Source organism: Serratia sp. JSRIV001 (genome assembly GCF_019968745.1).
Lineage (GTDB): Bacteria > Pseudomonadota > Gammaproteobacteria > Enterobacterales > Enterobacteriaceae > Chania > Chania fonticola_B.
In genome coordinates this window covers 1,857,486-1,875,684 of the sequence record NZ_CP074147.1, presented here as the reverse complement: position 1 = coordinate 1,875,684, position 18,199 = coordinate 1,857,486, and the positions used below count along the sequence as shown (strand labels likewise).

Annotated in this window: 18 protein-coding genes; 9 read left to right on the top strand and 9 right to left on the bottom strand. The window is 52.5% G+C overall.

Annotation, left to right across the window (positions count from 1 at the left end; genetic code table 11):
• Positions 1–113: 113 nt before the first annotated feature.
• From KGP17_RS08555 to ygbI, 4 genes are all read right to left on the bottom strand, one after another.
• Positions 114–782: a hypothetical protein gene (locus KGP17_RS08555; protein WP_021805108.1), complete on the bottom strand. Its 669-nt coding sequence runs from the start codon at positions 780–782 to the stop codon at positions 114–116.
• 77 nt (positions 783–859) lie between these two features.
• Positions 860–1,450 (bottom strand): common pilus major fimbrillin subunit EcpA, encoded by a 591-nt coding sequence (locus KGP17_RS08550; protein WP_021805109.1) that lies wholly within the window; start codon positions 1,448–1,450, stop codon positions 860–862.
• Positions 1,451–2,393: 943 nt separating this feature from the next.
• A complete protein-coding gene (locus KGP17_RS08545) occupies positions 2,394–3,182 on the bottom strand; it encodes a winged helix-turn-helix domain-containing protein (protein WP_223499157.1) in 789 nt (262 codons plus the stop codon).
• A gap of 728 nt (positions 3,183–3,910) precedes the next feature.
• Positions 3,911–4,675, bottom strand: coding sequence for a DNA-binding transcriptional repressor YgbI (gene ygbI / locus KGP17_RS08540; RefSeq protein ID WP_021805110.1), 765 nt, complete (start codon positions 4,673–4,675; stop codon positions 3,911–3,913).
• Between the two features lie 260 nt (positions 4,676–4,935).
• On the opposite strand from ygbI, the gene ltnD reads away from it, so the two are divergent.
• The 6 genes from ltnD to KGP17_RS08510 all read left to right on the top strand — a co-directional run bounded on the left by ltnD (position 4,936) and on the right by KGP17_RS08510 (position 10,639).
• The gene (gene ltnD / locus KGP17_RS08535; protein WP_021805111.1) at positions 4,936–5,850 is read left to right on the top strand and encodes an L-threonate dehydrogenase; all 915 of its coding nucleotides are present in this window, start codon (positions 4,936–4,938) and stop codon (positions 5,848–5,850) included.
• A complete protein-coding gene (gene otnK / locus KGP17_RS08530; protein WP_305801148.1) occupies positions 5,850–7,112 on the top strand; it encodes a 3-oxo-tetronate kinase in 1,263 nt (420 codons plus the stop codon). The genes ltnD and otnK overlap by 1 nt, the downstream gene beginning before the upstream one ends.
• A 2-nt stretch (positions 7,113–7,114) precedes the next feature.
• A complete protein-coding gene (gene otnC / locus KGP17_RS08525; protein ID WP_037375203.1) occupies positions 7,115–7,747 on the top strand; it encodes a 3-oxo-tetronate 4-phosphate decarboxylase in 633 nt (210 codons plus the stop codon).
• A gap of 3 nt (positions 7,748–7,750) precedes the next feature.
• Positions 7,751–8,527, top strand: coding sequence for an HPr family phosphocarrier protein (locus tag KGP17_RS08520; RefSeq protein WP_223499156.1), 777 nt, complete (start codon positions 7,751–7,753; stop codon positions 8,525–8,527).
• A 111-nt stretch (positions 8,528–8,638) separates the two neighbouring features.
• Positions 8,639–10,009 (top strand): GntP family transporter, encoded by a 1,371-nt coding sequence (locus tag KGP17_RS08515; RefSeq protein WP_021805115.1) that lies wholly within the window; start codon positions 8,639–8,641, stop codon positions 10,007–10,009.
• Between the two features lie 99 nt (positions 10,010–10,108).
• Positions 10,109–10,639: a GNAT family N-acetyltransferase gene (locus KGP17_RS08510; protein ID WP_179246102.1), complete on the top strand. Its 531-nt coding sequence runs from the start codon at positions 10,109–10,111 to the stop codon at positions 10,637–10,639.
• Here KGP17_RS08510 and KGP17_RS08505 read toward each other — a convergent pair.
• Positions 10,622–11,497 (bottom strand): LysR family transcriptional regulator, encoded by an 876-nt coding sequence (locus tag KGP17_RS08505; RefSeq protein ID WP_223499155.1) that lies wholly within the window; start codon positions 11,495–11,497, stop codon positions 10,622–10,624. The genes KGP17_RS08510 and KGP17_RS08505 overlap by 18 nt on opposite strands.
• A 94-nt stretch (positions 11,498–11,591) precedes the next feature.
• Between KGP17_RS08505 and KGP17_RS08500 the strand changes: the two genes are divergently transcribed.
• Positions 11,592–12,593 (top strand): nitrilase family protein, encoded by a 1,002-nt coding sequence (locus KGP17_RS08500; RefSeq protein ID WP_223499154.1) that lies wholly within the window; start codon positions 11,592–11,594, stop codon positions 12,591–12,593.
• A gap of 118 nt (positions 12,594–12,711) precedes the next feature.
• On the opposite strand, the gene ompX is transcribed toward KGP17_RS08500, so the two are convergent.
• Positions 12,712–13,230 (bottom strand): outer membrane protein OmpX, encoded by a 519-nt coding sequence (gene ompX, locus KGP17_RS08495; RefSeq protein WP_021180522.1) that lies wholly within the window; start codon positions 13,228–13,230, stop codon positions 12,712–12,714.
• Between the two features lie 393 nt (positions 13,231–13,623).
• Here ompX and rhtA point away from each other — a divergent pair, with 393 nt between their 5' ends.
• Positions 13,624–14,511, top strand: coding sequence for a threonine/homoserine exporter RhtA (gene rhtA / locus KGP17_RS08490; protein ID WP_059200273.1), 888 nt, complete (start codon positions 13,624–13,626; stop codon positions 14,509–14,511).
• 133 nt (positions 14,512–14,644) lie between these two features.
• Positions 14,645–15,112 (top strand): N-acetylneuraminate anomerase, encoded by a 468-nt coding sequence (gene nanQ, locus KGP17_RS08485; protein ID WP_021805120.1) that lies wholly within the window; start codon positions 14,645–14,647, stop codon positions 15,110–15,112.
• 44 nt (positions 15,113–15,156) lie between these two features.
• On the opposite strand, the gene KGP17_RS08480 is transcribed toward nanQ, so the two are convergent.
• The 3 genes from KGP17_RS08480 to KGP17_RS08470 all read right to left on the bottom strand — a co-directional run bounded on the left by KGP17_RS08480 (position 15,157) and on the right by KGP17_RS08470 (position 18,195).
• Positions 15,157–16,362, bottom strand: a complete 1,206-nt coding sequence (locus KGP17_RS08480; protein ID WP_223499153.1) for an aldose 1-epimerase family protein — start codon at positions 16,360–16,362, stop codon at positions 15,157–15,159.
• A 270-nt stretch (positions 16,363–16,632) separates the two neighbouring features.
• Positions 16,633–17,166: an AAA family ATPase gene (locus tag KGP17_RS08475; protein ID WP_094982948.1), complete on the bottom strand. Its 534-nt coding sequence runs from the start codon at positions 17,164–17,166 to the stop codon at positions 16,633–16,635.
• Between the two features lie 66 nt (positions 17,167–17,232).
• Complete coding sequence (locus tag KGP17_RS08470) at positions 17,233–18,195, bottom strand: aminoimidazole riboside kinase (protein WP_115159212.1); 963 nt, start codon at positions 18,193–18,195, stop codon at positions 17,233–17,235.
• Between the last annotated feature and the right edge of the window lie 4 nt (positions 18,196–18,199).

Sequence of the window (18,199 nt, the reverse complement as noted above, 5' to 3'; positions counted from 1 at the left end):
CCACCGCTACTGATATCTTGAGTAATGCACTATCCAGTGCTAGTTTCACGTCTAACTCCTTGAACTATTATGCATCCCTTTACTGCAACATCCCGTGGCAGCCCAACTCAGTGTTATTTGACTTGAATAAATTGCTCTCCATACCAAAGCGCAACGTGGCTTTTCTTATCATTGATATCCACTTTGGACAGGCCACGATCTTTACCTGGCATGACAAAATAGTTTTCCTTGCAGTTGCTGCCTTCTTTCTTATTCTTGCAGGGGCCGTAGGCCACCATTTTGAAGGTGGCATTGCCGGTATTGGCGATTTTGTTATTGGCAAACTGATGATTAAAATTAACCTGACGTGGCGTAACCACTAAAATGGTGCCAATACGCGCCGAGGTGGTGGCCACGCCATTGCGTTTGGCGGTATTCTGCCCCGCATCGGTTAATGCCTGATCAAACCAGACAATCCGGTAATAGCGTTCTTGATTATCTTCTGGCCCCTTATAATAAAAACGGATCACGTCCCTGGCGTTGGCTGGCATCATCAGGCTGGCGGGTGACAACAGCATTTCGTCTTTCGTCGCCATCGGGATCACGGTGCCCGATTCCGTCGGGTCGGAAATCCTTTCTATTTTTATATTCACCAGGCGGCCGCTATCCGTCGTATTTTTAATTTCTTTACTTAGCGTCGCGCTATTACTGGGCATAAAGGAACTGATCGCACCAACATCCAGCGCCAAAGCGCTGTGGCACAGAGACAGCAACAGGGGAATAGAAAAATAGAAACGATTCATAGCGGTATTCCAAACTCTTTAGCTGACAAAAACAGGGGGTTTCCCCCCTGTTAGGACGCATTACTCTGGGGAAAAGATTATGCGGTAGTCCAGGTAGCGTTGAACTCTACGCTCACGTCACCACTCCAGATACCTTCAGGCAGGGTGCTGAAATCCGTCACCGCAGTTGTGCCATCAGCAGTTGCGCCGATAATGGTGAAAGTGAACTGGTCCTGCGCGCTGGTACGAACGGCTTTGTCGTAAGCTGCAGACAGTGCGCTCAGGTTACCACCCAGAACACCGGCCTTAACGTCGATCATGGTAGTTTGAGCGGTTTTGCCTACGTTAGCGCCGTTGTAGTCAACGCCGACTTCCAGGGTAGAACCCGAGGTGTCAAGCTGAGTCAGAGTATTGGATACCAACTTGGAGGTCAGTTTAAAATCGGTGGCGGTTCCTTCGCCCTCGATAGTCACGTCGAACAGACCTTTCTGGCTGTTGAAGCCTTTGATGCCTTCAGCATATTGGAAAGACAGGCTGCCGATTGGCGTCACAACCAACTTGCTGGTGGTATCTTTCTTGGCAGTGGCTGACCAGGTAGCCAAGGCTTGTGCGGTAACGTCTGCTGCCTGAGCGGTGCCCACTACTGCGAATGCTGAAACGATTGCCAGAGCAAGTGTGATCTTTTTCATGGTAAAACTCCCTAAGTTATAGATTTCTATTGTCCGTTAAATGTACCGATCTTTGTCATCTCCACTCACTCCGGTATTGCCAGTTGCTAGCGGGATAACGCCAAGTATTGATATGCAACGTGAGTATGCCTCTCGTCCTACTTGGCGAGAAAAATCTTAACCCAAATAAATCTTAAGATAATCATTAACTAGTAAATGTGAAATATTTAGATTTAAATTCTGCATTTAATCTTTTTAATACTCAATTAAGGATAGAAATCCCACCCATGCAAGGCGAGTAGCAGAATTATCCTAGATTAATTCGATCAAACATTAATCACGTTATAACTACCGTTATTCGGCGTCCATTCTGGTGAAAAATCAGCCTGTACAGTTATTGCCTGTCAGTTAAGGCAACCCATTTCCCCTCACCCCACCCCTCTCCCAAAGGGCGAGGGAGCTAGTACGGTGCCGTGTTCAAGTGCAGAGAAAAGCTGCGACAGGGTTGATGCAGAAGCAGTGTGCCGTAATAAAATTGTGGCACGCTCGGTCCCTGCTTCTTTTGGACGAAGGAGCCAGTACGGTGCCACGTTCAAGGTGCAGAGGTGAGCGGAAAGAGGGTTATTGCAGAGACGGTGTGCCGTAATAAAATGGTGGCACGTTCGGTCCCCCTCTCCTTTTGTACGAGGGTGGCGGTACTACAGGTGCAGAAGTGAGCAGAGAGAGGGTTGAGACAGTGTGCCGTAATAAAGTTGTGGCACGTTCGGTCCCCTCTCCTTTTGGGAGAGGGCTAGGGTGAGGGGCATTACTGTTTCGGGATAGTGAGCCAGCGGAATAATAAGGGGGATAAATCACTGTAACGATCGTACTTGAGGGGAGATAACGTTAGTAAAGTGGTTAAATCTCAGGCCACGATGTTCTGGCTGTCGGTCGTTCACCCCGCCAGCCAATCAGCATCATTCAATTACAGGGAGGATTCGCTTTCCAGACCAGAGCAAAGTTCAATCTTATGCTCTCGCAAAATCTTGCAGCGGAGAAAAAATAGCCGTGAGATGCCAGAAATATACGACTTCACCTGATTTCCACGTATCAGCAACAGGTATTCATCCGGCTGGCATTGGATTTTTTGCCTTGCCACCTGCGCCAGCACATCATCGCTGAATACCGGATCTGCCCTAACCGTGGAGTACGACATAAATACCGCGCAGTTACCCGATTTACCCAGATAGCTCTCTTGCCGGATACTTGGATTGAAAATATAGAACGCTATGCCTGCCAACACCACACACACGAAGCCCAGCATCCCCCAACCATAGCGCAAGGAAGCACGGGAGAACACCTTGCCTACCACCACGGGTATGGTTTTAGCGACTGATACCGGCGGTTCGGCACCAAGGATCGGCGTATCCTTATCATCTTCACAAGACACAATCTGGATTTCGCTGTGCAGCATAAAACCCACCTTGGGAACAGTGACGATCACCTCCTCATCAATTCCCAGCGCCTTGATCACTCTACGTAACTTGCTCACGCACTGGTTAAGATTATTGTTACTGGAAATCATCCCATAATCATCCCACACCTTTTTGAAGATCACTTCACGGCTCACAGCATCGCCCTGGTGGACAATAAGTAACTGCAGCAAGCGCTTGGATGGGTTGGAGATGGTGACAGTATCGTCAAACAGATCGCTCAAACTCAGCGTTCCGCTATCGACATCGAAGATAATACGGTCATTAAGCTTATATTTCATTATATTCACGACTTTCACTATAAAAACAGACAGCCCAGGCATTAATCGTTAATAAAATCATTTAATTAAAATTAAAAAAAAGCCTTCGTGAACGTTTTTATCGCTAGTAAATAGACCGCGGGTAATTGTCATTAACTGTGGCATTTTTCCTTCTCCCTGGAATAAGAATTTTCTCATGACCAAAACAAAGATTATCGAAACACGCTGATTATTGATATATTGATTCGTTAAATTTCATAAGGATAGATTTTTATGTTGCCATAAATTTATTTTTAGCGAAAAAATTCACCAAAACACCTTGCAGAGCCTGTTTTAATGTAAAAATATCGCAGATTTAACCATCACTAAGATCTTACAGGACTGGGAAAGTCGATGTTTTCGGCTAGCGTTGATAACCTTTATCATTTAAATCAATGGTTTTAACCTGTCACTCTGCCAGATAACCGCCTTGGCATGACACTGACTTTACATAGCGATATAACCTGGTATTAACCATACTCATTAGGGTGTATATCAGCACCGCATTAAGGTGAATCCATAAAAATAACTCATTAACTTTTTATAGGTAAATATTATGTAGTAGCGGGCTGACGGTGCCACCGGCTGGCACCTGGACGTGATGGAATTATTGCGGCTCAATGCCTGGATTATCTGCTGTGGAGTCTGTAGCCACGATCTTGGGGCAGCGATAACCACCCCGGTGTTTATCAGATTGGCGGGATTGAAAGTCACTGCATCGCAGTAAGCAACGTAATATTTGCCTGCGTAATCGCCTCACGCGCCGCTTCCGGCAGGTGATCGTCAGTGATGATCACCTCAAAGACCGAAATCGGCAGCGCCAGATAGGTGGCCACTTTGCCATATTTGGACGTATCACTTAGCAAAATGCGACGGCGGCTGGCCTCAACGATGGCGTTTTTCACCACCACCTTATCCTCGTTCGGGGTAGACAAACCACGCATACTCCATGAAGAAGCAGAGATAAACGCCAGATCGATAAACAGATTACGTAAAGCCTGAGCCGCAGCGGCCCCCACGCAGGAACGGTTTTCCCGGCATACCGTACCGCCGGTGTGGATCAGCTTGCACTGGCTATGTTCCAGCAGATAGGCGGCAATAACAAAATCGTTGGTCACCACGGTGATATCGTCACGATCGCCGAGCTGACGAGCCAGGGCCAACGTGGTGGTGCCTGCATCCAGGTAGATGCAGCTGTTGGCCGGGATCTGCCGCGCGGCCAGTTGCCCAATGGCAGCTTTCTGCTGGCTGAACATCCCTTCCTTATCCTGATGCGAAGGCTCAATCGCCACTCGTTCGGCCGACTGCACACCGCCAGAAACGGGCAGTACGCTGCCCTGCTCTTCCAGTTTTTGCAGATCGCGCCGGATGGTCATGTGTGAGACCCCGAGCCTTTCGGTCAGTTCAGCTATGCTGACTGCGCCGCGCTCGGACACCAGCGCCAAAATTTGTTGGTGGCGTTCAACAGGTATCACGGTTCCCCCTCTGTGACTACGATGATAATAATTGTGATTTTACGTCAATTTTCGTGCGACGGTAGTAAAGCTTTTCAGGCTGTGAAGTCAGTCATAAACATAAAAAACATTTAAAAGCATTATATTAGCAAGCGTAACCGTTTTTTCGACCGTCTGTTGCATTGTTAATAATTGTGAAGGTGATCACCGATATCCGCGTCAATAACGCTTACATTTAACACATCAAAACAAATAATCACTAAAATTAACAGAGGTGCATCATGGCACAACCAGGAAACTACGCAGTTTGTATCGTCGGTTTAGGTTCAATGGGCATGGGCGCGGCAACGTCCTGCATCAATGCCGGGCTGACTACCTATGGCGTCGATCTCAACCCTCAGGCACTGGCGGCGCTAAAGCAAGCCGGTGCCAAACAGGCCGCCACCAGCGCAGCAGACTTTGCAAACGAACTGGATGCGGTGCTGCTGTTGGTGGTTAATGCCAACCAGGTAAAACAGATCCTGTTCGGGGATAACGGCCTGGCGGCACAGTTGAAACCCAATACGCCGGTGATGGTGTCATCCACCATTGCTGCTGCGGATGCCAAGGAGATCGAACAGAAACTGTTGGCGTATAACCTGCCGATGCTGGATGCCCCGGTTTCCGGCGGTGCAGCCAAGGCCGCGGCTGGCCAAATGACCGTGATGGCCTCGGGCAGTGAGAGCACCTTTGCCCAGTTGCAACCGGTGCTGGATGCCGTCGCCGGGAAAGTGTACCGCATTGGCGACGAGATCGGCCTGGGGGCAACGGTCAAGATCATCCATCAATTGTTGGCAGGCGTACACATTGCCGCCGGTGCTGAGGCGATGGCGCTGGCCGCACGCGCCGGTATCCCGCTGGACGTGATGTACGATGTGGTCACCAACGCCGCGGGTAACTCCTGGATGTTTGAGAACCGTATGCGCCACGTGGTCGATGGCGACTACTCACCAAAATCTGCGGTAGATATCTTCGTCAAGGATCTTGGGCTGGTGGCCGATACCGCCAAAGCGCTGCACTTCCCGCTGCCATTGGCCTCCACGGCGTTCAACATGTTCACCTCCGCCAGCAACGCAGGTTTCGGCAAGGAAGATGACAGCGCGGTGATCAAGATCTTCGCCGGGATCGAACTGCCAAAGAATAAGGAGAACTCATAATGTTACTCGGAGTGATTGCAGACGACTTTACCGGTGCCACCGATATCGCCAGCTTCCTGGTGGAAAACGGTTTACCTACGGTCCAGCTCAATGGCGTACCGCAGGATGATACCCCTGTCGACTCGCAGGCGGTGGTGATCAGCCTGAAATCGCGCTCCTGCCCGGTCGACCAGGCGGTCGAGCAGTCGTTGCAGGCTTTAGCCTGGCTACAGCGCCAGGGTTGCCGCCAGTTCTACTTTAAATACTGTTCTACCTTCGATAGCACAGCCCAGGGCAATATCGGGCCGGTTACTGACGCCTTGCTCGATGCGCTTGGCGAACAGCAAACGGTGATTTCCCCTGCGCTACCGGTAAATGGCCGCACGGTCTATCAAGGCTATCTGTTCGTGATGGACCAGTTGCTGTCGGAGTCCGGTATGCGCAACCATCCGGTGACGCCAATGACCGACAGTAATCTGATGCGGCTGATGGAGGCTCAGGCCAGCGGGCGTTGCGGGCTGGTCAACGCGGCAGAGATGGATCGTGGCGCCGGTGCAGTGCAGGAAAAACTGCAACAACTGGCACAGCTTGGCGTGCGCTACGTGGTATTGGATACCCTGAACGAACAGCATCTGCTGACACAGGGCGAAGCGCTGAAAACCATGAAGTTGGTCACCGGAGGTTCAGGGCTGGCGATCGGCATTGCCCGCCAATGGGCGCAGCCGGGCCAGGAAAAAGCCCAATCTGCCGGAGCACCACAGGGGAAGAAAGCCGTGGTCCTTTCCGGCTCCTGCTCCACCATGACCAACAAGCAGGTAGCACGCTACCGCCAACAGGCTCCGGCACAGAGCATTGATGTCTCTCGCTGCATCACAGCAGGCGAACGCAGCGCCTACGCAGCAGAGCTAAGTTCATGGGTAGAACTGCAGGCCGCACAGCCACTGGCCCCATTGCTGTATGCCACCGCCGAACCGGAGCAACTGCAACGAACCCAGCAGCAATACGGCACCGAAGCCGCCAGCCAGGCGGTAGAAGCCCTGTTTGCCGAAGTGGTTAAACGCCTGCAACAACAGGGTTTCAGCCGCTTTATCGTCGCCGGCGGTGAAACCTCTGGCGTGGTCACCCAGGCATTGGGGATCCGCGGCTTCCATATCGGCCCTTGTATTTCTCCAGGCGTGCCTTGGGTACGCGCAATCGAACAACCGGTATCACTGGCCCTGAAATCGGGCAACTTCGGCGATGAAAACTTTTTCGCCAGAGCACAAACGGAGTTTTCAGTATGACGATGACCGCTGACACTGAACGGCTGGCAAGGGAAGAGATGGTGCGCCTGGGGGCTTCGTTCTTCCAGCGCGGCTACGCTACCGGTTCAGCAGGCAACCTTTCGCTGTTGTTGCCAGACGGTACCCTGCTGGCCACCCCAACAGGCTCCTGCCTGGGGGAGTTGCAGGCAGACAAGCTGTCGAAAGTCAGCCTGAGTGGTGAATGGATTTCTGGCGACAAGCCCTCGAAAGAGATCAGCTTTCACCGCGCGCTGTACCAGAACAACCCGGCGTGCAAGGCGGTAGTGCACCTGCATTGCACCTATCTGACCGCGCTTTCCTGTCTGCAAGGGCTGGATACGGCAAACGCCATCAAGCCGTTCACCCCTTATGTGGTGATGCGCGTCGGCCAGGTGCCGGTGGTGCCTTACTACCGCCCCGGCGATCTGCGGCTGGCGGAAGATCTGGGCAAGCTGGCCCCAAGCTACAAGGCTTTCCTGTTGGCGAACCACGGCCCCGTGGTCACCGGTGAGAGCCTGCGGGAAGCCGCGAACAATACCGAAGAAATGGAAGATGCGGCCAAGCTGATTTTCACCCTCGGCAACCGCCCAATTCGCTATTTAACCGATGATGAAATTGCCGAGTTACGGAGCTGAACCATGCCAAAATTTGCTGCCAATTTATCAATGATGTTTACCGAGCACTCGTTTCTGGATCGTTTTGATGCCGCTGCGGCGGCCGGATTTAAAGCGGTAGAGTTCCTGTTCCCTTATGATTACCCTGCCGATCTACTGGCGGATAAACTGCAACAAAATGGTCTACAGCAGGTGTTGTTCAATACCGCGCCGGGCGATGTGGGCGCAGGCGAATGGGGGCTGGCGGCATTGCCAGGCCGCGAGCAGGATGCCCGTGTGGATATCGATCGCGCTCTGGAATATGCCATCGCCCTCAAGTGCCCTAGCGTTCACGTGATGGCTGGCGTAGTGCCGCCAGGGGAAGATATTGCCCGCTATCGGGAAACCTTTATCAGCAATATCCGTTACGCCGCCGACGCCTTTGCCCCTCACGGCATCAAGGTGTTGATCGAAGCGCTCAGCCCACCGATCAAGCCCAACTATCTGTTCTCCAGCCAGCATCAGGCGGCAGAGCTGGTGGCCGCCATCGATCGCCCGAACGTGTTTATTCAGTTCGACTTCTTCCACGCGCAGCTGGTGGACGGCAATATCGGCAATCTGATCGCCTCATTGGCCGGGCGCTATGCCCATATCCAGATCGCCTCGGTGCCAGACCGTAATGAACCCGATGACGGTGAGCTGAATTATCCTTGGCTATTCGCCCAGTTGGATAAGGTGGGCTACCAAGGCTGGATCGGTTGTGAATATAAACCTCGTGGAGAAACGACGGCGGGTCTGGGTTGGGTGAAACCTTACCTGTAATCAAGCACTCGTAGCGCCAACACCAGTTCCAATAACATAAAAAATAAACGCACCCGTATCGCCCCAGGGCGATCGCGGTGCCGGACTCTTACCTGAATTAAAGGCTATGCTATGTCTCCAACTATGCTACTGATCATTGCCGTACTGGGTGTCGTACTGCTACTATTGATGGTCATCAAGGCGAAGGTTCAGCCGTTTGTCGCCCTGCTGGTCGTTAGTCTACTGGTCGCGCTTGCCAGCGGGATCCCAACCGGTGAAGTCATGAAAGTGATGACCGCCGGGATGGGCGGTGTACTCGGCTCGGTGACCATTATCATCGGCCTGGGTGCCATGCTGGGTAGAATGATCGAACATTCGGGCGGCGCAGAATCCCTGGCGCAGCGTTTCAGCAAAGCGCTGGGGCCAAAGCGCACCATTGCCGCGCTAACCAGTGCCGCATTCGTCCTGGGCATTCCGGTGTTTTTCGACGTCGGCTTTATCATCCTGGCCCCGATCATCTATGGCTTTGCCAAAGTGGCTAAAGTCTCACCGTTGAAGTTTGGCTTGCCAATGGCCGGTGTGATGCTGACGGTCCACGTTGCTCTGCCACCACATCCAGGCCCGGTCGCGGCGGCGGGGCTGTTGAATGCCGATATCGGTTGGCTGACCATTATCGGCCTGGTCATCTGTATCCCGGTGGGCGTTATCGGTTACTTCGCGGCAAAATATCTCAACCGTAAAGCCTACCCCCTCTCCATTGAGGTGTTGGAACAGTTGCAACTGGCAGCCCCTGAGCCAGCACCAGAGGGCAAAGCCCCACTCAGCGATCGGATCAATCCGCCGAGCGCCGGGTTGATTACCGCGCTGATCGTGATCCCTATCGCCATCATTATGCTGGGTACCGTTTCTGCAACCTTGTTACCTGCCGGTTCACCAATCCGTGATGCCTTGTCATTAATCGGCTCACCGGGCGTAGCGTTAATGATCGCCCTGGTGTTGGCGTTCTATCTGCTGGCTATCCGTCGCGGCTGGAGCCTGCAACACACCAGCGATGTGATGGGCGGCGCGTTACCGACAGCGGCAGTAGTCATTATGGTTACCGGTGCGGGCGGAGTGTTTGGCAAGGTGCTAGTCGAGTCTGGCGTGGGTAAAGCGCTGGCAGATGTGCTGACCACCATTGGCCTGCCGTTAATCCCGGCTGCGTTTATCATCTCGCTGGCACTGCGTGCCTCGCAGGGATCGGCTACCGTCGCCATTCTGACGACCGGCGGGTTGCTGTCCGAAGCGGTTATCGGGCTTAACCCGATGCAGCTAGTGTTGGTCACGCTCGCCACCTGCTTTGGCGGTCTGGGGTTATCCCACGTTAACGACTCCGGCTTCTGGATTGTCACCAAATACCTTGGCCTGTCAGTGGCCGATGGCCTGAAAACCTGGACGGTATTAACCACCCTGCTCGGTTTAAGTGGCTTCGTCTTTACCTGGCTGCTGTGGCTGGTAGTGTAACTTCCCGGTATTGCTAGAGCCAAAGCAGTTCGGCTACAGTGGTGAGTATCTTGAGGCGTTGCTCCGGCAGCGCCTTTTCTCTTGTTCAGGAAGCGAGCCATGACCATTCACACCGTTGCCCCCACCTTGATCACCGAACGTCTGATCCTGGATGCCCACCGGCTGGAAGATTTTGACGATTTGGCCGCCATGTGGGCCGATCCTGCGGTGGTGCGCTATATCGGCAGTACGCCACGCGACAAGGAGGACAGCTGGGGCCGCCTGTTACGCTATATCGGTCACTGGAAATTGCTGGGTTACGGCTACTGGGCGGTGCGGGAGAAAAACAGCGGCAGGTATATTGGCGGCATTGGCTTCGCCGATTTTCACCGAGATATTCACCCCGCACTCGATGTCCCCGAAATGGGCTGGACGCTGATCACGGCTGCACACGGTAAAGGCTATGCTACCGAAGCCTTGAACGCCGCGCTGGTCTGGGCCAAAGAGAATTTCTCACAGGACAAAGTCGTTTGTATCATCTCGCCGGATAACCGCCCTTCGCTTGGCCTGGCGAAAAAAGTCGGCTTTGTGGCAAGCCACCGCAGCGAATACCACCAACTGCCAACGGTGGTGTTATACCGACCGCTCTGAGTCCAAGATATCCTGGATAAAATTATCCCGTAGCGCATCAGGCCGCTGCGGGTTCCACGCCAGCCCAACCTGCCACTGCGTCTGCTCGCCGCTCAACGGCAGAATGTCGACCCCAGCCGGAGCAATAAACGCAATGCTATGTGGCAACAGCGCCACGCCTATCCCCGCCGCCACCAGCGCCAGCAAGGTTTGGATGTCCTCTGCCTGCTGCACCACGTTTGCCCGCAGCCCCTGAGCGGCAATAAAACGCAGCGCTTGCTCACTCAACCCTCGGCCACGCGAAGGTTCCAACTGCAACAGAGGCAAACGGTGGAAATCCGCCAACAGGTTCTCCTCCTGCAACGCCATCGTTCGCGGTGCGGCCAGCACCAGCCGATCGTTCAGCAAAGGCAGTGCCTGCAGAGGAGCAACAACGGGCAAACGCACAAAGCCAGCCTGTAGATCGCCACTTAGCAACAATTGGTATTGCCGTTCCGAAGGAAGATCCTCCAGGCCCACCACCACCGTCGGAAAGCGCTGGCGAAAAGCTGCCACCCGTTGCGGGGCCAGATGAAAACTGGAAAGCCCAAAGCCTAAGGCCAGACGCCCGGTTTCCCCCTTCACTACCTGCAACGCATAATGATGAAACTGCTGGTAATGGGTCAATAATTCCCGCGCTCTGGGGAGGAGAGCTGTACCGTTGGCAGTCAGTTGTGCACCTTGCCGGCCCCGTTCAAACAGGCGGGTGCCCAACTGCAGTTCGATGGCTTGAATTTGCTTGCTCAACGCGGGCTGGGTGATGCACAGCCGCTCAGCAGCCAGGTGATAGCGCCCCAGTTCGGCCAAGGCAACAAAGGCACGTAGTTGACGATTATCCATTCCATTAGGTTATCAAAAGAGGATTTTAATTGATTATACAGTAATCGATACGGCTGCTGTAATTAACGGACAAAAAACCCCACAGGAGCTTGCTATGACCACGACCCTTCGTGCTGCGTCGGTACAATTTCAACACCACGCCAACGACAAGAACTACAATCTCGGCGTTATGGAAGACTTTATCGCCCAGGCCGCCGCCGATAACGTGCAGGTCCTCGCCTTCCCGGAAATGTGCATTACCGGCTACTGGCACGTACGCCATCTGGCCGACAGCGAAATCACCGCTTTAGCTGAACCTATCGCCACCAGTCCTTCGTTGGCGCGCATCCGCCCACTGGCAGAACGGTACCAGATGGCCATCGGCGTTGGATTGATTGAGCAGGGTGAAGACGGCCAGCTGTACAACGCTTATGCGGTTTGCCTGCCGGATGGCCAAACCCATGTGCACCGCAAGCTCCATCCTTTTGAACACCCGCTAATCGCTAAAGGCGATAGTTATACCGTGTTTGACACCCCTTGGGGGGTACGCATGGGGATCCTGATCTGCTGGGACAACAACCTGGTGGAGAACGCCCGTGCCACCACGTTGCTGGGTGCCGATATTCTGTTCGCGCCTCACCAAACCGGGGGGACAAATTCACGCAGCCCGCACGGAATGAAGCCGATACCGCTGGCTCTATGGCAGCAACGTAAAGAAAATCCGACGGCTATCGAAGAGGCTTTTCGCGGCGAAACTGGCCGCGGTTGGCTACTGCGCTGGCTGCCTTCTCGCGCCCATGATAATGGCCTGTTTATTTTGTTCAGCAACGGCGTAGGGCGAGACGATGATGAAGTGCGTACCGGCAATGCGATGCTGCTGGACCCTTATGGCCGTATCCTGTCAGAGACCTGGGCGGCGCAGGACGCCATGGTCACCGCCGATCTGGATCTGAGCTTAATCCCCATGAGCAGCGGGCGGCGTTGGATCCACGGCCGTCGGCCAGAGCTCTATGGGCTGCTGACCGAGCCGCAGGGATATGAGCGCGATCCCCGTACGGCGCGTTTTTCATTGCAACCGACCACGGTATTGGGCAAGCCAAATAAATCGATGGATTAACACGTTTGTCTGCAGTTTCAATCTGTTACTGGCAAAAAAAATCCGCCCCTAAGAGGCGGATTTTCATTGAGCATGGCCAGCAAGGCCACGCGCTCATGCCCGAAAGCATGGGGAAATCTTAGAAGCGGTAACCTACGCCCACGTTCCAGGTGCCAACGTCAACGCTGCGGATACGGCTCTGCTCGTAACCCACGTCCAGAGCAACCTGTTGCATTGGGTTGAACTGCAGACCAGCACCGTAGGTGAAGCCGTAGTCGCTGGTGTTGTTGTTGTCAGTACCGTTTTGAGCGTTGGAAGTGAATTTACCATAGCCCACACCGATCACACCGTAGATGCTCGCCCAATCGTTGAAACGATAAGCCGGGCCGGCAGTGATGGAGTTGTATTGTGCTTTGTTGTAGAAGCCGTCTTCAGAACCGTTCTTTTCCAGATGGGTGAAAGAACCGATCACACCCAGTGGGCTGTTGTCGTACTCGTAACGGTACTTCAGGTTGAAACCGTCGGCCTTGTTGGCAACGCCTTGGAGATCGCCCTGGGCATAGCCAGCGGACACGGTGCTCTCACCAGCAAATGCGGTACCTGCTGTTACGGCCAATACACAAGCTGCTACTGCGGAAAGACATGCAATTTTTTTCATAACCACCTCAAACGCGTTTTATTATTAAAGTGCTTCAATTTCTCATACATTGAAAATATAGCAAAAATTAGCGTGAAACTCTGCCTTTAAATGAGTGTCTAAATCTTTGTATCGTGTAACAGAAGATTTCAAGAACACTATAGCATGCTAATTTCCCTACATTTTTCGCGAATTATACTCCTTTTTGTGACGCGAATCACCTATCTGAGTTCCAGAATACTCTTAAAAAAAGCGCACTTATTGCTTGCTTGAACCAAGTTGGCGCATATTTTTGACAGATTCAACTCGGCCCCCCGTTTTTCGCCAACACCTTGCTGCCAATTCCTTTACACTGTGCAACACCTGTACTCAATACCTTCCCAGACGTTGGGGAGCTCCATAAGGCCAGAAAGGATGTCTTCGTCTGTAACCACTAAAGCGTCTTCCACGCTGGTGCCCGTGTGTTTACTGATCATTGCAATGATCTCGATCCAGAGCGGGGCTTCATTAGCCAAAAGCCTGTTCCCGCTGGTGGGTGCCGAAGGCATCACCACCCTACGCCTGAGCATCGGTACGCTGATCCTGTTTATCATTTTCCGTCCGTGGCGCATGCGTTTCGCCGCCGGTAGCCGGTTGCCATTGCTGATCTATGGTCTGTCACTGGGGGCAATGAACTACCTGTTTTATCTTTCATTACGCACGGTGCCACTGGGCATTGCGGTGGCGCTGGAGTTTACCGGTCCGCTGGCGGTGGCAATGTTCTCTTCCCGCCGCCCGATCGATTTTATCTGGGTGGCGCTGGCGATTGCCGGATTGTGGTTTCTGCTGCCGCTTGGCCACGATATGGGCAGTATCGATCCCGTGGGGGCAGCCTGTGCGTTGGGTGCCGGTGCCTGCTGGGCGATATACATTATTTTCGGCCAGAAGGCCGGGGGAGATCACGGACCGGGCACCGTAGCCGTGGGGTCATTGATCGCCGCCATCGTATTCTGCCCGATCGGTGCCTGGCAAACCGGCAGTGCGCTGTTGAACGTGGATATTCTACCGGTAGCGTTGGCCGTCGCGGTGCTGTCTACCGCGTTGCCTTACTCGTTGGAAATTATCGCGTTACCCAAGATCCCCGCCCGTACCTTTGGCACCCTGATGAGTCTGGAACCGGCAATGGCCGCCCTTTCCGGCATGATCTTCCTCAACGAACACCTAAACCAAACGCAATGGTTGGCATTGGCCGCCATCATTACCGCCTCGATGGGGGCCACGCTAACCATCAAACCCAAGCCAAAAGTTGAAAGCCTCTCGTGAGCCCGCTGGCGCCTGGCAGCAAGCCTCCGGCGCCTCGCTCAAAAGGTTGTATGATTGCAAGCCAGTTAACTTTTTTCCTGAACAATAATAGACATACTCTCAGCAGGTCTTTTATTTATTAGGGAGAATCAGGATGATCTATGGCAGTTTGTACAACCCCCGCTTCGGGCGTGGTCTCTCACCCGCTTTAGCCAATATCCTCAATACCGTACGTCAGTATGATTTGCCTAACCTGCCGTTGGGCCGGCACGAGATCGATGGTGATCGGGTGTTTATGAACGTGATGGAGCTAATGACGGAGCCAGCAGAAAGCAAACGCGCCGAGCTTCACCAGGAGTATCTGGATATCCAGATCCTGATCGGCGGCGAAGAGCGGATCGATTTTGGCCTGCCAGACAGTTGGGAAAGCAACGATCCTTACGATGAAAGCAAAGATCTGCAATGGCTGGATATCAAACGCGGCGCGCAAACCCTGAATCTTACGCCGGGCATGTACGTGATCTTTTTCCCATTGGAGCCACACAAGCCCGGATGCCAGATAGCTGGATCAAAAAACATCAAGAAAGTGGTGGTGAAAGTCCACTACGAACTGCTGCTTTGACGCTAAAGAGCCGGTCGCTTGACCGGCCTCCCCCTCACCAGACGCTATTCCACCGCAATTGGAGTATCGACCAGTTTAACGGCACGGTCACCTTGCAGCGTTTTTATCCTGTTTTGGTACTCTTTTACTTGTTCAGCATTTTTCAGCAAAGTGTAAGTCAGCTCGAAATCGGTACTCTTTCCGGGCTGTAACTGTTTGATTCGCCCCTGCTCACGTTCGATTTTTATCGGGTACGCATAGCTGGTCCCTGGCTCGATCCCGGTAACATAGCCCTGACGTTCAGTATCCGTGTTTTTCCACAACGTCAAAACCGGTAACTGGCGGGTATCAAAACCCATTGCCACTCCCCGATCCCCTTTCTTGTTGTTCATCATCGCCAGGGTTTTTCCTTGCGGATCACTGTAAGGCACGATGTTGAACACCATCTCATCGAAGCCTTTGGTAGGCCCCTGGTAAGTATGCCAGTCTTTCAAACCGCCCTTGGCATAATCATTAAACGGAGAAATCTCCTTGATTGCCGCACTGAACACGGCTCCCTCTTCCAGCAGCGGCTTACCGAAGTTACTGTGATAAATAATCTGATAGTCACGCGGATAATCAGCATGATTGGTTAGACGATCGTGAACCGTAAACTGCTGCGTGCCGGGAACGTAACGCAGCTCAGTCCAGGTTTCCAGATTACTTTTCTTAAAGGTATTCTCTTTCAGCAGGCCGCGGATACGGATTTCATACGGCGCTTTTTCAGCAATATCCACCACCACCTTGGAAGCCGGAGTATTTCCTGCACGGCCATGTAACGTATACAGTGTGCCGTTCTCTACGCCCGGATGCCCGGTCCATTCGTAGCCGCAGCGCACCATCATTTCGTTAAAGCCGTCAAGCCAACCCACCCCGTTGCGACTCTCCAGGTTGATATAAGCCGGATTGACCACTTCGGTCACCGGCGAATCCCACCCCAGCCTTACGCCGGAACCGTTGACATGCAGAATATCCATACCGCGCGTTGGGCTAAGAGTGATGGTCAACCCCTCACTCGTCAGGGTAAGGACTTTCGATCCCTCTTGCTTGCCACCATGCAAAATTTGCTGTTGCAAGCTGAAACGCGGAGCGGGAATTTTCAGCTGTGAGCTGTCAATCCGCCAATTGCCAAGTTCAATACCGTTCTCACTGTCGGTCAATACGATAGTTTGAGCACCGGCATAGCCAGAAATCAAGGAGATAGCGAGCGAAAGTACAGTAAGCTTGTTCATTTATTGTTCCTTCCTGGTTAGCTGAATGGTTTTAGCAAAACCATCACAAACTAAGTTCTTAGCCCATTTTAAAATGCGATGAGGGTCACTTTTTCTACAATGAGCATGGAAAAAACAAAATTTGCGTGACTTATAGCGGGAAAAATTATGAATACTGAATCATATCTAACAAATTAATCAGATAAAGATCATGTTTATAGCTGAAGCAATTTCAGCTTAGACAGAGTCACATACCTAGTGAACATAAAAAGCTGAATCGAATAAAGCTCCCTAGCAGAGGCTAGCCAGAAAAGCCGCGGTTTCCGCCGGAGAGCGCAGTTGGATAAAACGAATATGGCGATTGGCGGCATCCTGCTGCTCTGCCAGATACTTTATACGATTCTTGCGGTAGGTTTTGAGGGTCCACAGGATGATCGACTCACGGCTAAAGAAAGACCGGCGAAAGCTCTCGCAATTGCCAGTATCGGGCCATAGCTCAGTCTGGTGCCAAGCCCGCACCGCTGCGCGGCGAACCGCCTGCCACAGCGTGCGACAGAGTCCGTAGTCAACCCAGACAACCCAATCAACGTCCCGCCATTTCACGGCTTTGGTCCGGGTATAGTTGCCATCCAATACCCACCCCGCAGGGGCTGATACCAACGCCTGTTCGACCAGATGCAAAAACTCGTCATCCGAGGCACCTTGCCAGTTTGGCCGCCAGTAAAGCTTATCCATCTCGATATAAGGTACGGCCAGCTTTTGCGCCAATTGGCGGGCAACGGTGCTTTTACCGCTGCCGCTGGTGCCCACCACGTTAATTTTCATGCTTTCCGACGATATCCATTTTAACTGACTTATAGACATCTTATATTACAATAGGTCTGCTGCATTTCACTCAAGAAGGTTTATAGAATTAACCTTAAATGTCAGTCTATGCTCAGATCCAATAAAACGTTTAACCCCCTCCGCATCGGGTAATGCTGATAAAGCTCCTTTTTGTGTCGTCGCCAGCGCGCCACAGGCGCTGGCTTGCGTCAGGGCTAATTTTAATTGTTCAAAATCAAGCAAACCATTTCCAAGAGAGATATTTGCCAATAGCCCAGCGATAAAGGCATCTCCTGCCCCCGTCGTATCTAAACTGTTCACCTTGTACGAGTCTACGTGTATGACCAAGTCTTGCCATAAGACAATAGCCCCTTGGATACCACAGGTGACAATTTTGAGGCTAGAAGGAAATCTCTTTAGTATTTCCAACGCTTTTTCATCATGAGTAGTACCGGTTATCCAGTATAATTCTTCTTCTGAAAGTTTTAAAATATCGGACTGATTAGCAAATTGCGTTACCGTTGCCAGCATCTCCTGTGGGTTTTCCCACATTGTCTCCCGCAGGTTGACATCAAAGCTCAACATGCCACCGCGTTGCTTTATTAAGCTCATCGCCTTGACCAAGGTCTCCCGGCTCTGCTTGGCAACCAGAGCCAACGAACAAAAGTGCAATATATCATCCTCAAAATCGGGTAGATTTTTAGAGGATAAAAACTGGTCGGCAGAAGGATTTACCAGAAATGTAAAACTGCGATCGCCATCATCCCCCAGCGCTACCAGCACGGTACTGGTATGATAGTGCTCATCAAATTGTATATACTGCGTTGCGACTCCCTCTGAATAGAGAGTTTGCTGGAGAAAGTGGCCAAATGGGTCATCACCGACTCTGCCAATAAAACCACAATCACATCCCAAACGAGCTGCACCCACAGCAACATTTAACGGCGCACCACCAGCACAAGCTTTATATTGCCTATCTGGCTGAGGTAATAAGTCGATTACCGCATCGCCAATTGTCCACAGTTTCATAGTG

Coding starts and splice junctions, on each gene's coding strand:
- rhtA (WP_059200273.1), top strand. CDS start 13,624: ATGTCTTCGTCTGTAACCACTAAAGCGTCTTCCACGCTGGTGCCCGTG.
- KGP17_RS08470 (WP_115159212.1), bottom strand. CDS start 18,195: ATGAAACTGTGGACAATTGGCGATGCGGTAATCGACTTATTACCTCAG.
- KGP17_RS08480 (WP_223499153.1), bottom strand. CDS start 16,362: ATGAACAAGCTTACTGTACTTTCGCTCGCTATCTCCTTGATTTCTGGC.
- KGP17_RS08475 (WP_094982948.1), bottom strand. CDS start 17,166: ATGAAAATTAACGTGGTGGGCACCAGCGGCAGCGGTAAAAGCACCGTT.
- KGP17_RS08515 (WP_021805115.1), top strand. CDS start 8,639: ATGTCTCCAACTATGCTACTGATCATTGCCGTACTGGGTGTCGTACTG.
- KGP17_RS08550 (WP_021805109.1), bottom strand. CDS start 1,450: ATGAAAAAGATCACACTTGCTCTGGCAATCGTTTCAGCATTCGCAGTA.
- KGP17_RS08555 (WP_021805108.1), bottom strand. CDS start 782: ATGAATCGTTTCTATTTTTCTATTCCCCTGTTGCTGTCTCTGTGCCAC.
- otnC (WP_037375203.1), top strand. CDS start 7,115: ATGACCGCTGACACTGAACGGCTGGCAAGGGAAGAGATGGTGCGCCTG.
- otnK (WP_305801148.1), top strand. CDS start 5,850: ATGTTACTCGGAGTGATTGCAGACGACTTTACCGGTGCCACCGATATC.
- KGP17_RS08520 (WP_223499156.1), top strand. CDS start 7,751: ATGCCAAAATTTGCTGCCAATTTATCAATGATGTTTACCGAGCACTCG.
- KGP17_RS08545 (WP_223499157.1), bottom strand. CDS start 3,182: ATGAAATATAAGCTTAATGACCGTATTATCTTCGATGTCGATAGCGGA.
- ltnD (WP_021805111.1), top strand. CDS start 4,936: ATGGCACAACCAGGAAACTACGCAGTTTGTATCGTCGGTTTAGGTTCA.
- KGP17_RS08505 (WP_223499155.1), bottom strand. CDS start 11,497: ATGGATAATCGTCAACTACGTGCCTTTGTTGCCTTGGCCGAACTGGGG.
- ompX (WP_021180522.1), bottom strand. CDS start 13,230: ATGAAAAAAATTGCATGTCTTTCCGCAGTAGCAGCTTGTGTATTGGCC.
- KGP17_RS08510 (WP_179246102.1), top strand. CDS start 10,109: ATGACCATTCACACCGTTGCCCCCACCTTGATCACCGAACGTCTGATC.
- KGP17_RS08500 (WP_223499154.1), top strand. CDS start 11,592: ATGACCACGACCCTTCGTGCTGCGTCGGTACAATTTCAACACCACGCC.
- nanQ (WP_021805120.1), top strand. CDS start 14,645: ATGATCTATGGCAGTTTGTACAACCCCCGCTTCGGGCGTGGTCTCTCA.